14 protein-coding genes are annotated in these 12,526 nt (G+C 74.9%); 4 read left to right on the top strand and 10 right to left on the bottom strand.

The genetic code is table 11. From position 1 onward, the window contains the following. Positions 1-52: 52 nt before the first annotated feature. The 3 genes from hisF to priA are packed head-to-tail and all read right to left on the bottom strand — an operon-like array spanning position 53 to position 1,964. Positions 53-850: an imidazole glycerol phosphate synthase subunit HisF gene (hisF, locus tag ASG41_RS19705; RefSeq protein ID WP_056299362.1), complete on the bottom strand. Its 798-nt coding sequence runs from the start codon at positions 848-850 to the stop codon at positions 53-55. After that, on the bottom strand, positions 847-1,230 hold the full coding sequence (locus ASG41_RS19700; RefSeq protein WP_056299359.1) for a RidA family protein: 384 nt from the start codon (positions 1,228-1,230) through the stop codon (positions 847-849). The genes hisF and ASG41_RS19700 overlap by 4 nt, the downstream gene beginning before the upstream one ends. After that, a complete protein-coding gene (gene priA, locus ASG41_RS19695) occupies positions 1,227-1,964 on the bottom strand; it encodes a bifunctional 1-(5-phosphoribosyl)-5-((5-phosphoribosylamino)methylideneamino)imidazole-4-carboxamide isomerase/phosphoribosylanthranilate isomerase PriA (RefSeq protein WP_056299789.1) in 738 nt (245 codons plus the stop codon). Before priA ends, ASG41_RS19700 begins: the two co-directional genes overlap by 4 nt. A 62-nt stretch (positions 1,965-2,026) precedes the next feature. Between priA and ASG41_RS19690 the strand changes: the two genes are divergently transcribed. Both ASG41_RS19690 and ASG41_RS19685 read left to right on the top strand, forming a co-directional pair. After that, on the top strand, positions 2,027-2,626 hold the full coding sequence (locus ASG41_RS19690) for a nitroreductase family protein (protein WP_056299356.1): 600 nt from the start codon (positions 2,027-2,029) through the stop codon (positions 2,624-2,626). A 23-nt stretch (positions 2,627-2,649) separates the two neighbouring features. Further along, positions 2,650-3,741, top strand: coding sequence for a molybdopterin-dependent oxidoreductase (locus ASG41_RS19685; RefSeq protein WP_056299352.1), 1,092 nt, complete (start codon positions 2,650-2,652; stop codon positions 3,739-3,741). Positions 3,742-3,747: 6 nt separating this feature from the next. Here ASG41_RS19685 and ASG41_RS19680 read toward each other — a convergent pair whose 3' ends face one another. From ASG41_RS19680 to ASG41_RS19670, 3 genes are all read right to left on the bottom strand, one after another. Then, positions 3,748-6,027, bottom strand: coding sequence for a M28 family peptidase (locus ASG41_RS19680; RefSeq protein WP_056299350.1), 2,280 nt, complete (start codon positions 6,025-6,027; stop codon positions 3,748-3,750). A gap of 65 nt (positions 6,028-6,092) precedes the next feature. Next, entirely contained in the window at positions 6,093-6,725 is a 633-nt protein-coding gene (gene hisH / locus ASG41_RS19675) for an imidazole glycerol phosphate synthase subunit HisH (RefSeq protein ID WP_056299347.1), read from the bottom strand. A 37-nt stretch (positions 6,726-6,762) separates the two neighbouring features. Next, positions 6,763-7,329, bottom strand: a complete 567-nt coding sequence (locus ASG41_RS19670) for a nucleotidyltransferase family protein (RefSeq protein WP_056299344.1) — start codon at positions 7,327-7,329, stop codon at positions 6,763-6,765. A 93-nt stretch (positions 7,330-7,422) separates the two neighbouring features. Between ASG41_RS19670 and ASG41_RS19665 the strand changes: the two genes are divergently transcribed. Together ASG41_RS19665 and ASG41_RS19660 are read left to right on the top strand one after the other, a co-directional pair. Further along, a complete protein-coding gene (locus tag ASG41_RS19665) occupies positions 7,423-8,910 on the top strand; it encodes a SulP family inorganic anion transporter (protein ID WP_056299341.1) in 1,488 nt (495 codons plus the stop codon). Then, positions 8,910-9,266 (top strand): MerR family transcriptional regulator, encoded by a 357-nt coding sequence (locus tag ASG41_RS19660; RefSeq protein WP_056299339.1) that lies wholly within the window; start codon positions 8,910-8,912, stop codon positions 9,264-9,266. The genes ASG41_RS19665 and ASG41_RS19660 overlap by 1 nt, the downstream gene beginning before the upstream one ends. On the opposite strand, the gene ASG41_RS24365 is transcribed toward ASG41_RS19660, so the two are convergent. Genes ASG41_RS24365 through hisD form a run of 4 tightly spaced genes read right to left on the bottom strand, consistent with a single transcriptional unit; the run spans position 9,260 to position 12,443 of the window. Beyond that, positions 9,260-9,436 carry a hypothetical protein gene (locus tag ASG41_RS24365; RefSeq protein ID WP_200939142.1) on the bottom strand — a complete coding sequence of 59 codons (177 nt, stop codon included), beginning with the start codon at positions 9,434-9,436 and terminating at the stop codon, positions 9,260-9,262. The genes ASG41_RS19660 and ASG41_RS24365 overlap by 7 nt on opposite strands. Continuing rightward, on the bottom strand, positions 9,437-10,033 hold the full coding sequence (hisB, locus tag ASG41_RS19655; protein WP_056299785.1) for an imidazoleglycerol-phosphate dehydratase HisB: 597 nt from the start codon (positions 10,031-10,033) through the stop codon (positions 9,437-9,439). A gap of 5 nt (positions 10,034-10,038) precedes the next feature. Continuing rightward, positions 10,039-11,145: a histidinol-phosphate transaminase gene (locus ASG41_RS19650; RefSeq protein ID WP_056299335.1), complete on the bottom strand. Its 1,107-nt coding sequence runs from the start codon at positions 11,143-11,145 to the stop codon at positions 10,039-10,041. Further along, complete coding sequence (gene hisD / locus ASG41_RS19645) at positions 11,142-12,443, bottom strand: histidinol dehydrogenase (RefSeq protein ID WP_056299333.1); 1,302 nt, start codon at positions 12,441-12,443, stop codon at positions 11,142-11,144. Before hisD ends, ASG41_RS19650 begins: the two co-directional genes overlap by 4 nt. Positions 12,444-12,526 lie beyond the last annotated feature (83 nt).

Below are 12,526 nucleotides of genomic sequence, written 5' to 3'. Positions count from 1 at the left end.
CGGGTGTCGGGTCGTCCTGTCGAGGTGTCGACGTGTCGACCCGGCGCCGGGTTCAGTCGCGCAGCGGCCGGTCGGCCTCGTGCCGGATCGGGACGCCGGCGGCATCGAGGGCCTGCTTGACGTCGCCGATCCGCATGTCGCCGAAGTGGAAGACGCTGGCGGCCAGCACCGCGTCGGCGCCGGCCTCCACGGCCGGGGCGAAGTGGTCGACCGAGCCTGCTCCCCCGCTGGCGATGACCGGCACGGTCACCTCACGGCGGACCGCCCCGATCAGCTCGGTGTCGAAGCCGGCGCGGGTGCCGTCGGCGTCCATCGAGTTGAGCAGCACCTCACCGACCCCCAGCCGAGCGGCCTCGACGACCCACTCGACGGCGTCCCGGCCGGTGCCGCGGCGCCCGCCGTGGGTGGTGATCTCGAAGCCGGAGTCGGTGACCGCGCCGTCCTGGCACCGGCGGGCGTCCAACGAGAGCACCAGCACCTGGTTGCCGTAGCGGTCGGCGATCTCGCTGATCAGCTCCGGCCGGGCGACGGCGGCGGTGTTGACCGCGACCTTGTCCGCGCCGGCCCGCAGCAGCTTGTCCACGTCGTCGGGGCTGCGCACGCCACCGCCGACGGTGAGCGGGATGAAGACGCTCTCGGCGGTCCGGCGCACCACGTCGTAGGTGGTGGCCCGGTCCCCCGAGGAGGCGGTGATGTCCAGGAAGGTCAGCTCGTCGGCGCCCTCGGCGTCGTAGACCCGGGCCATCTCCACCGGGTCGCCGGCGTCGCGCAGGTCGACGAAGTTCACGCCCTTGACCACCCGGCCGGCGTCGACGTCCAGGCACGGGATGACCCGCACGGCCAGGCTCACGGGGCCACCCAGGCGTCCGCCTCGACCTCGACGAGCATCGCCGGGTCGATCAGCGCGCTGACCTCCACCATCGCGGTGGCCGGCCGGGCGGCGCCGAAGAACTCCCCGTGCACCCGTCCGACCTCCCCCCACTGCGCGATGTCGGTGACGTACAGCCTCGTGCGGACCACGTCGGCCGCGCTCGCACCGACCCGCTCCAGGGCGGCCACCACGTTGGCCAGCGCCTGCCGGGTCTGCTCGGCGGCCCCGCCCTCGACCAGGACGCCGTCCCGGGTGCCGGTGGTGCCGCTGACCCACACCAGCTCGCCGGCCCGGACCACGCGGGAGTAGCCGACGACGTCCTCCCACGGGCTGCCGGAGCCCAGCCGCTGCACGCTCACGCCGGTGCGACCTCGGCGGTCAGCGCGAGCGCCTCGGGCAGCGTGAACTGCCCCGCGTACAGGGCCTTGCCCACGATGGCGCCCTCGACGCCGATGTCGGCCAGCCCGGCCAGCGCGCGGATGTCGGCCAGCGAGGACACCCCACCGGAGGCGATCACCGGGCGGTCGGTGGCGGCGCAGACCTCGCGCAGCAGGTCCAGGTTCGGGCCCTTCAGCGTGCCGTCCTTGGTGATGTCGGTGACTACGTAGCGGGCGCAGCCCTCGGCGTCCAGGCGGGCGAGGGTCTCGTACAGCTCACCGCCCTCGCGGGTCCAGCCGCGGGCGGCCAGCCGGGTGCCGCGCACGTCGAGGCCGACGGCGATCCGGTCGCCGTGCTCGGCGATCGCCCGGGCGCACCACTCGGGGCTCTCCAGCGCGGCGGTGCCCAGGTTGACCCGGCGGCAGCCGGTGGCCAGCGCGGCCTCCAAGGAGGCGTCGTCGCGGATGCCGCCGGAGAGCTCCACGTCCACGTCGAGCTCGCCGACGACGCGGGCGAGCAGGTCGCGGTTGGAGCCGCGGCCGAAGGCGGCGTCCAGGTCGACCAGGTGCACCCACTGCGCACCGTCGCGCTGCCAGGTGCGGGCGGCCTCCAGCGGGTCGCCGTAGGAGGTCTCGCTGCCGGCCTCCCCCTGGACCAGACGGACGGCGAGGCCGTCGGCGACGTCGACGGCGGGCAGGAGCTGCAGCGTGGGCACGTGCACAGCCTAGGGAAGCCCTCCGACACGACTGTCGGACCTGTCGGGCAGGGTCCCGGGGTGTGGAGTTCAGCGAAGTCGTGCGCCGCCGCCGGATGGTCCGTGACTACGACCCGGACCGCCCGGTGCCGCCCGAGGTGCGGGACCGGCTGCTCGAACACGCGATCCGGGCGCCCAGTGCCGGGTTCAGCCAGGGCTGGGCCTTCCTGGTGCTGGAGAGCGCCGCCGAACGGGACGCCTTCTGGGCCGCGACCACCGGCGCCGGCACACCCGACGGCTGGCTGACCCGGATGCGCCGGGCCCCGCTGCTGGTGGTCCCGTTCAGCCACAAGGCCGCCTACCTGGACCGGTACGCCGAACCGGACAAGGGCTGGACCGACCGGGACGAGTCCCGCTGGCCGGTCCCGTACTGGGACGTGGACACCGGCATGGCCTCCCTGCTGATGCTGCTCACCGCGGTGGACGAGGGCCTGGGCGCCTGCTTCTTCGGGGTGCCGCCCGAGCGGGTCGCGGGCCTGCGGGCGGCGTTCGGCGTCCCGGACGCCCACTCCCCCGTCGGGTGCCTCTCCATCGGGTACCCCGGCCCCGACGACCGGCGCTCACCGTCACTGCGCCGGGGGCGGCGCGGGACCGACGAGGTCGTGCACCGCGGCCGCTGGTGAGCCGACCTGCGCACACTGGGCCGGTGGACGGCGACGGGACGGGCAGCTCCGGCTGGACCCGCGCCCTGCCGGCCCGGGCCGGCCGGCGCACCAACCTGGCACTGCTGGGCCTGCTGCTGGTCGCCGGCGGCACCGGGGTGCTCGGCTTCGCCGTCGGGACGCCGACCGCCGGCCGGGTCATCGCCGTCGCGCACGGCGCCGCCGGGCTGGGCCTGCTGCTGCTCCTGCCCTGGAAGACCGTCGTGGTCCGCCGCGCCCGGCGTCGTCCGGCGGTCCTGCGGGCCCCGTCGGCGGCCTGGTGGTCGACCGGTCTGGTCGCCGTGGTGCTGGTCAGCGGCGTGCTGCACTCCGCCGGCGCGGCCGGCATCTGGGCGACCTCGGGCACCCCGGTCGCCGCGTTGCAGGTGCACGTGGGCGCCACGATCGTGCTGGTCGTCGTCCTCGTGGCGCACGTGTGGGGCCGACACCAGCGCCCGCGCCCCACCGACCTGGACCGGCGGGTGCTGGTGCGCACCGGCGCCCTGGCTGCCGGGTCGCTGGCGCTGTGGGGCGCCGGCGAGGCGGTCTGGCGGGCCACCGGCACCCCGGGCGCTGACCGTCGGGACACCGGCTCCCTGGAGCGCGGGACCGACGAGCCCACCGCCATGCCGGTCACCCAGTGGGCCAGCGACACCGTGCCGCAGTCGGTGGGCACGGACGTCCAGGTCGTCGCCGGTGGGCGCAGCGAGCGGGTCGCCGTCGCCGACCTCGCCGGGCAGGACACGGTTCGGGCCCTGCTGGACTGCACCGGCGGCTGGTACGCCACCCAGGACTGGGGCGGCACCACCCTGGCGCGGCTGTTCACCGACCGGTTCGGCGCCGACGTCCTCACCGACGCCGGCCACAGCATCGAGGTCACCTCGGTGACCGGCTACCGGCGGCGCATCCCGGTCCGGGACGCGACCACCACCCTGCTGGCCACCTCGGCCGCCGGTCGGCCGCTGTCGGTCGGGCACGGCGCCCCGGTCCGCCTGGTCGCCCCGGACCGGCGCGGCGTCTGGTGGGTCAAGTGGGTGACGAAGGTGGAGCTGGTCGAGTCCCCGTGGTGGCTGCAGCCCCCGTTCCCGCTGCAGTGAGGGCCGTCAGTCCACGGTGACGGTCGTGCCGACGACGAGCAGGTCCGAGGTGTGCGACCCGGCCACCCCGACGTCGTCGGGCCGGGCCACGAAGCCGGGCAGTTCGCTGATGCCGTCGCTGCCGTCGACGGCCCGCACCGTCACCGGGCCTGCACCGGTCACCCGGAGGACCACGTCCACGCCGTCGGCGGGCGGGGCGTGCACGGTGACCGTGAGGTGGTCGGCGCCCAGGGACTCCGCGGGGACGTCGCGGCCCTCGACGGCCGCGGCGTCCACCGAGGTGACCCCCGCCAGCCGGAGCACGACCAGCCGGGCGTCGCGCCGCGGGGCGATCCGAACGGTGACCTCGTCCCCGTCCCGCACGGCGGTGACCTCGGGCGCGGGCAGGTCCGCGGCCTGGGCGGGCCCGGTGGCCGCGCCCTCCGGCAGCACCGGGAACGCCTCTGCCAGGTCGGCCTGGCTCCCGTCCAGGTAGGCGCGCGTCCAGTCCTGCGGGTGCACCTCGGTGGACACCCACCAGGCCTGGCCGGTGTCGGCGTCCAGGGCGTACATCAGCTGCGTCGGGATCGGACGGGCGGCGTCGAACCGGTCGACGACCAGCCCGGTGACCACCAGCGCGACGGCCGCCACCAGGGCGGTCAGCGGCACCGGCAGACCGCGGCGCTCCCGGGGGAGGAGCAGCTCCAGCACCGGCAGCAGCGCCAGACCGAGCAGCACGGCGAACAACGCGGGCGCGCCGCCGGTGGCCAGGCCCAGCGCCGGGAAGAAGAGCACGACGGTGGGCGCGAGCACCAGCACCCCGACGGCGCCGCCGACCACGAGCGCGGGCAGCGCCAGCCGGGGGGCGAGCAGGGCGACCAAGCCGGCGACCGCGGCCGCCAGCGCGGGCACCGCGGCCAGGTAGGAGCCACCCGGGGCCAGCGCGGCCAGCACCAGGCCGAGCACGGCCAGCCAGACCAGGCCGCCCACCGCCAGCGGGACGGCGCCCAGCCGCCGGCGCAGCAGCACGTACCAGGTGAGCAGCACGGCCAGCACCAGCGCGACGACGCCGGCCCGGTACCAGCCCGGCTGCCACGGGTCGGTCATCCCGGCGTAGCCCGACCGGACGGCGACCAGCAGGGCCCACAGCCCCTGTGCGGCCAGCGGGGCCAGCACCAGCGGGACCAGCCCGGCCGCGGCGCCCAGCAGCAGGCGCGGGGTGGTCGTCGTCCCCCGGCGGTGGGCGACCAGACCCAGCGCGAGGACGGCGACCGCCGCTCCCCCGGCCAGCGGCCACACCGACCAGCCGGGCAGGGACACCAGCTGCCCGAGCACCGGGAAGTAGGTGGCGTCCGACGCCGACGGCCGCCCCAGGTCGTCCAGGTCGGCGGCCCCCAGCGACCGGGCCAGGGCGAGGGTGTTGTCCCCCATCGCCTGCAGGCTGCCGGTGTCCATCGAGGCCGGGGTGTCCTGGGCGGTGTGGTAGGCCGCGGACCCGTCGATCCAGGCCGTGTTGAGCCCGGTGAACCGGCCGGCGTCCAGGAACGGGGAGAAGTCGGTGTCGTTGGGCAGCAGCCGGTAGACCTCGACGGCGAAGCTGGTCGCGACCGGGTGCACGGCGGTCTCGCCGTACACCCCGGCCAGCGCGCTGTTGCCCAGCGAGGTCTCGAAGGTGACGGGCGGGCCGCCGGTGCCGCGGGCCTCGTTGTTGAGCACCACCCCGCCGTCGCGGGCCAGCTCGTCCCGGGAGACGAAGGCCTCCGCGCCGCAGAGGCAGGCCTCCTCGGCATCGGTGAGGACCACGACCACGTCGTTGCGCAGCTGCGGGCCCTCGGTCAGCGCCCGGACGGTCTCCAGGATGCTGGAGACGCCGGCCGCGTCGTCGTTGCCGCCGGGGCCGGTCTCCACCGAGTCGTGGTGGGCGACCAGGAAGAGCCGGCCGGTGGGGTCGCTGCCGGGCAGCACCGCGACCACGTTGCGCACCCGCGCGGCCTCCACCTCGCCAGGCCCGTCGGGGTTCATCCCGATCGTGTCCTGCACCCGGACGTCGAGGCCCAGGTCGGTGAGGGTGTCCACCAGCCGCTCACGCACCCGGTCGTTGGCCGCGCTGCCGGTCACGTGGGTCTCGGCCGCGATCCACCGGACCTGCTCAAAGGCCCGGGCGGCGCTGAACCCCGTCGCCGGGGCGTCCGCCGGCTCGGGGTCCGGCGGTTGCACCGACAGCACGCCGAGCAGGGTGAGCGCGGACAGCAGCAGGACGGCGAGGAGCCCCGCCGGCCGCGAGCCGGTCAGGCCGTCGGGACGCACGGGACCTCCGGGGACGTGGTGGTGGTGCGGGTCACCCTAGGGCCCGCGCCGCCGCCGTCCCGTGCTCAGACGGTGGCGAGCCAGTTGGTCAGCAGCGCGGCGCCGGCGTCCCCGGACTTCTCCGGGTGGAACTGGGTGGCGCTGAGCGCGCCGTTCTCGACCCCGGCGACGAACCGGTCGCCGTGCTCGGCCCAGGTGACCGCCGGCGGGGTCAGCGGCCCGGTGTCGGCGTGCTCCAGCGGGAACTCCCGGACGCCGTAGGAGTGCACGAAGTAGAAGCGCTGGTCCTCGATGCCGGCGAACAGCCGGGTGCCCGCGGGGGCCTGCACGGTGTTCCAGCCCATGTGCGGCAGCACCGGGGCCTGCAGTGCCTCGACGACCCCGGGCCACTCGGCGCAGCCCTCGGTGTCCTGGCCGTGCTCGACGCCGCGCTCGAAGAGCACCTGCATGCCCACGCAGATGCCCAGCACCGGTCGGCCGCCGGCCAGCCGCTTGCCGATGACCTTGGGGCCGTCCACGGCGCGGAGCCCGGCCATGCAGGCGGCGTAGGCGCCCACCCCGGGGACGACGAGACCGTCGGCCTCCATCGCGGCGTGCGGGTCCGCGGTCACCGTCACGTCGGCACCCACCCGGGCGAGCGCGCGTTCGGCCGAGCGCAGGTTGCCCGATCCGTAGTCCAGGACGACGACCTTCTTCACCCCTCCCACGCTACCCAGCCCGCGCCACCGGCCGCGCTCACGCCCAGGGCAGCACGGTCAGGGCGGGCCACTCCGCCTGCCAGCGGGCGGCCTTGGCCTCGTAGACGTGCCGGGGCGCCGGGCTCCCCGGGTTCGGCCGGACGACGAGGCCGAGGAGGTCGGCGAGGCCGTGCGGCGCGTACACCTCGCGGGTCGACACCGAGACCCCCACGCAGCAGCAGACCGCGGCGAAGTGGTCGATGGCGTCCCGGCAGTCGGTGAACGGCCGCGGGGCCGGGGCGTCGAAGTGGTCGGCGTACCAGAGGTGCACCCGGGCCTCGTTGCGCACCTCGACGGGCACCGGGCTGCCGGCGAACACCGTGGCGGCCCGCCGGATGACCGCGTCCTCGGCCTCCCAGGTGAGGTCGGGGTCGAAGTAGAAGAGGTCGGCGTCGCGGACGCCGGCGCCGGGCGGTCGGCCGGCCAGCCCGTTCCAGGCCGCCTGGAAGAGCACCCCGGCGGTCAGCCAGGCGTCGGGCAGCTCCAGCTCGCCCGCCCGGTCCAGCACCGAGGCGACGGTCGGGTCGGCCAGCACGAGGTCCAGGAACCGCCGCTCGTCCGACACCCTCCTCTCACGTGAGGGTAGGGTCTGCCCCGACTCGGCCCCGCGACTGCGCGGTGCGGCCCACTCCCCCAGCTCCACGACCGGAACGGTGCCATGACCACCACTGCCCTGCGCCCTGCCCGCACCCCGGGCTGGCTCGCCGCCCTCAAGGACCCCCGCCAGCTGCGCATCGAGGTGCTCGCGGGCCTCGTCGTGGCCCTCGCCCTCATCCCCGAGGCGATCAGCTTCTCCATCATCGCCGGCGTCGACCCCCGCGTCGGGCTGTTCGCCAGCTTCACCATGGCCGTCACCATCGCCGTCGTCGGCGGGCGCCCGGCCATGGTCTCCGCGGCCACCGGCGCCATCGCGCTGGTCATCGCCCCACTGGTCGCCGAGCACGGCCTCCAGTACCTGATCGCCGCCGTGCTGCTGGGCGGGGTGCTCCAGGTGGTGCTCGGCCTGATCGGCGTCGCCCGGCTCATGCGCTTCGTCCCGCGCAGCGTGATGGTCGGCTTCGTCAACGCCCTGGCGATCCTGATCTTCGCCGCCCAGGTGCCGCAGCTGGTCGACGTCCCGTGGTTGGTCTACCCGATGGCCGCGGTCGGACTCGTGATCATCTTCGGGTTGCCGCGGCTGACCACCGTCGTCCCGGCCCCGCTGGTCGCCATCGTGGTGCTCACCGCCGCCGCGGTCGCCGCCGGCATCGACGTCCCCACGGTCGGGGACCAGGGCGAGCTGCCCACCAGCCTGCCCGGCCTGCTGCTGCCCGACGTGCCGTTCTCCACCGAGACGCTGTCGATCATCGCCCCCTACGCGCTGGGCATCGCCCTGGTCGGGCTGATGGAGTCGCTGATGACCGCCAAGCTCGTCGACGAGATCACCGACACCCCCTCCTCCAAGACCCGCGAGTCGGTCGGCCAGGGCATCGCCAACCTCGTCACCGGCTTCTCCGGCGGCATGGGCGGCTGCGCCATGATCGGCCAGACCATGATCAACGTCCGCTCCGGCGCACGGACCCGGGTCTCCACGTTCCTGGCCGGGGTGTTCCTGCTGGTCCTGGTCCTCGTCCTCGGCGACCTCGTCGCGGTGATCCCGATGGCCGCCCTGGTCGCCGTCATGGTCTTCGTCTCCATCGCGACCTTCGACTGGCACAGCCTGCGCACCATCCACCGCATGCCCCGCAGCGAGACCGCGGTGATGCTGGTGACCGTCGCCGTCGTGCTGGCCACCGACAACCTGGCCATCGGCGTAGGCGTCGGCGTGCTCACCGCCTGCGTCCTCTTCGCCCGCCGGGTCGCGCACCTGGTCACCGTCACCGGTGGGGACGTCGTCGACGGCGCACGCACCTACGTCGTCCGCGGGGCGCTCTTCTTCGCCTCCACCAACGACCTGGTCGGCCAGTTCGACTACGCCTCCGACCCCGCCCGCGTCGTCGTCGACCTCACCGGCGCCCACGTGTGGGACGCCTCCAGCGTCGCCGTCCTCGATGCGATCGAGCACAAGTACGCCACCCGCGGGACGACGGTGGAGATCGTCGGGCTCACCGACGAGACCGGGCACTACCACCAGCGGCTGGCTGGCCGGCTGGGCGGCGGGCACTGATGCGCGAGCCGGGCACCATGCAGATCGGCGAGGTCGCCGAGCGGATCGGGCTGTCGCTGCGGACCATCCGCCACTACGAGGAGGTCGGCCTCGCCGTGCCCTCGGCCCGCTCGGACGGCGGCTTCCGGCTGTACGTCGAGACCGACGTCGAGCGGCTGCGGGTGATCATGCAGATGAAGCCGCTGGGGTTCTCCCTGGAGGAGATGCGCGAGCTGCTGGAGGTGCTGGACGCCGGCGGCCCACCCGACCGGCTGGCCGCCTTCCGGGAGGCCGCGGCCGAGCGGGTCGCCGGCTTGCGCCGCCAGCTGGAGACCGCGGAGGCCTTCGCGAGCCGGCTCGGCGCTGCCCCTCAGTAGTAGCGCAGCACGCCCGAGGCGATGGCCAGCCCGGCCGCGACGAGCAGCACGACGACGACGAACCACTGTCCGCCCGTGCGGCCCTTCTCCGGGTCGTTGGCCTTGAACATCGACCAGGCGCCGCCCAGCAGGAAGCAGCCGATGACGATCAGCCCGGAGGCGAAACCCACTTAGAGGGCGCCCTTGGTGCTGGGCACGTCGGTGACGCGGGGGTCCAGGGCCACCGCGGTGCGCAGCGCCCGGGCCAGGGCCTTGAACTGGCCCTCCACGATGTGGTGGGCGTCCCGGCCGGCGTAGAGCACCCGCACGTGCAGCGAGATGCGGGCGTTGAACGCGAAGCTCTCCAGCACGTGCTTGGTCAGCGACGTCGGGTAGTCCGGGCCGATCATCGGGGTCATGCCCTCGGGCTCGGCGTGCACGAAGTACGGCCGGCCGGACAGGTCGACGGCGGCCTGCACCAGCACCTCGTCCATCGGGATCGTGGCGTCGCCGTAGCGGGTGATGCCGCGCTTGTCCCCGAGCGCCTCGGCGAAGGCCTGACCCAGGGCGATGGCGACGTCCTCGACGGTGTGGTGGGCGTCGATGTGCAGGTCGCCGTCGGCACGGACCGTCAGGTCGATGCCGCTGTGCTTGGACAGCGCGGTGAGCATGTGGTCGTAGAAGCCGACACCGGTGGCGATGTCGCCCTTGCCGGTGCCGTCCAGGTCCACCTCGACCACGAGGGTCGTCTCGTTGGTGGTGCGCTCCACGCGCGCGGTGCGGGTCATGGTCGTCATCCTCCCAGGCCGTGCTCGGCGACGACCTCACCCAGGGCGGTGAGGAAGGCGTCGGTCTCCTCGGCGGTGCCGGCGGTCACCCGCAGCCAGCCGGGCAGCCCCACGTCGCGGACCAGCACCCCCCGGTCGAGCATCGACTGCCAGACGGCGGGGGCGTCCGGGAAGCCGCCGAAGAGCACGAAGTTGGCGTCGCTGGGCACGGTGGTCAGGCCCAGCCCCGGCATGGCCGCCACGATCCGGTCCCGCTCGTGCTTGACGGCGTCCACAGTGGCCAGCAGCTCGTCGGTGTGCGCCAGCGCGGCCCGCGCCGCGGCCTGGGTCAGGCTGGACAGGTGGTAGGGCAGCCGCACCAGCTGCAGCGCGTCGACGACCGCGGGGTCCGCGGCCAGGTAGCCCAGCCGGAGCCCGGCCATCCCGAACGCCTTGCTCATCGTGCGGCTGACGACCAGCCGGGGGCGGCCGGGCAGCAGGCTCAGCGCGGACGGCGTGCCCGGCCGGGCGAACTCGGCGTAGGCCTCGTCCACCACGAGCACGCCCTCGGTCACCTCGTACAGGGCGGTGACCGTGTCCAGCGCGACCGCGGTGCCGGTCGGGTTGTTCGGGCTGGTGACGAAGACGACGTCGGGCCGCACCTCGCGGACCTGCGCGACGGCCTCGTCGACGTCGATCGTGAAGTCCGCCCGGCGGTGCCCGTCGACCCAGGACCCGCCGGTGGAGGCGGTGATGAGCGGGTGCATCGAGTAGGACGGGGTGAAGCCCAGGGCCGTGCGGCCGGCGCCGCCGAAGGTCTGCAGCACCTGCTGCAGGATCTCGTTGGAGCCGTTGGCCGCCCACACCTGCGGGACCTCCACCGTCTCCCCCGACACCCGGGTCAGGTAGGTGGCCAGGTCGGTGCGCAGCGCGATCGCGTCCCGGTCGGGGTAGCGGTTGAGACCCAGCGCCGCCGTCCCCAGGGCCGCGCCGAGGTCGGCGAGCAGCCCGTCGGGCAGCGGGTGCGGGTTCTCGTTGGTGTTCAGCCGGTGCGCGGCCGGGACCTGCGGGGCGCCGTAGGGCGTCTTGCCGCGCAGCTCGGGCCGCAGCGGCAGGTCGTCGAGCGAGGTCACCGCTGCCGCACCGCCACCGCCGCGGCGTGCGCGGGCAGGTCCTCGGCGTGGGCGAGCACGTCGACGTGCGGGGCGATCTCGGCCAGCGCGGCCTCGTCGTACTCGATGAGGTGGATGCCGCGCAGGAAGGTCTGCACGGACAGCCCGCTGGAGTGCCGGGCGCACCCGCCGGTGGGCAGCACGTGGTTGGACCCGGCGGCGTAGTCGCCCAGGCTCACCGGCGACCACGGGCCGACGAAGACCGCGCCGGCGTTGCGGACCCGCATGGCCACGGCCCGGGCGTCCCGGGTCTGGATCTCCAGGTGCTCGGCGGCGTAGGCGTCCACGACGGCCAGGCCGGCCTCCAGGTCGTCGACCAGGACGACGCCGGACTGGGCGCCGGCGAGGGCGGTGTCGATCCGGTCGGAGTGCTTGGTGGCCGCCACCTGACCGGGCACCAGCTCGAGCACGGCGTCGGCGAGGGCCTCGCTGGTGGTGACCAGCACGGCGCCGGCCAGCGGGTCGTGCTCGGCCTGGCTGATCAGGTCGGCGGCGACGTGCACCGGGTCGGCGGTGTCGTCGGCGAGGACCGCGACCTCGGTGGGGCCGGCCTCGCTGTCGATGCCGATCAGCCCGCGGAGCAGGCGCTTGGCGGCGGTGACGTAGACGTTGCCCGGGCCGGTGACCAGGTCGACCGGCTCGCAGGACCCGGCCCCGTAGCCGAAGACGGCGATCGCCTGGGCTCCACCGACGGCGTACACCTCGGTGACCCCCAGCAGCGCACACGCGGCCAGCACCCCGGCGTCGGGCAGCCCGCCGTTGTCGCGCTGGGGCGGGGTGGCCACCGCGATGGACTCGACGCCGGCGATCTGCGCGGGCACCACGTTCATCACCACGCTGGACAGCAGCGGCGCCAGCCCACCCGGGACGTACAGACCCACCCGGCGCACCGGGACCCAGCGCTCGGTCACCGTGCCGCCGGGGACGACGTCGGTGGTCACGTCGGTGCGGCGCTGGTCGGCGTGCACCTTGCGCACCCGCCGGACCGCCTCCTCCAGAGCCGCGCGCAGCGCGGGGTCGCAGGTGGCCAGGGCCTCGTCGAGGGCGGACTGCGGGACGGCGAAGTCCTCGGCGTCCACGCCGTCCAGGCGGGCGGTGATCTCCCGGACGGCGACGGCCCCACGCAGGCGGACGTCCTCGCACAGCGGGCGGACGGTGGCCAGCACGGCGTCGATGTCGGTCGCCGCGCGCGGCAGCAGACCACTGAGCTCACGCAGCCCCGGCAGGTCGGATCCACGCAGGTCGATGCGGGTGAGCACGGAGTTCTCCTCGGACGACGGACGGGACGTCCCAGGGTAGTTGCGCGCAGAGGCCGCCCACCGGCCGGTGCACCCGTAGGGTC

Origin of the sequence: Modestobacter sp. Leaf380, from assembly GCF_001424485.1 — a bacterium.
In the GTDB taxonomy this organism is placed as follows: domain Bacteria; phylum Actinomycetota; class Actinomycetes; order Mycobacteriales; family Geodermatophilaceae; genus Klenkia.
This window is presented reverse-complemented; position numbering and strand designations above follow the sequence as displayed.

Excerpts from the sequence above, each read along its gene's own strand:
- ASG41_RS19660 (WP_056299339.1), top strand. The coding sequence starts at position 8,910 with ATGCGCGAGCCGGGCACCATGCAGATCGGCGAGGTCGCCGAGCGGATC.
- ASG41_RS19665 (WP_056299341.1), top strand. The coding sequence starts at position 7,423 with ATGACCACCACTGCCCTGCGCCCTGCCCGCACCCCGGGCTGGCTCGCC.
- hisB (WP_056299785.1), bottom strand. The coding sequence starts at position 10,033 with ATGACCCGCACCGCGCGCGTGGAGCGCACCACCAACGAGACGACCCTC.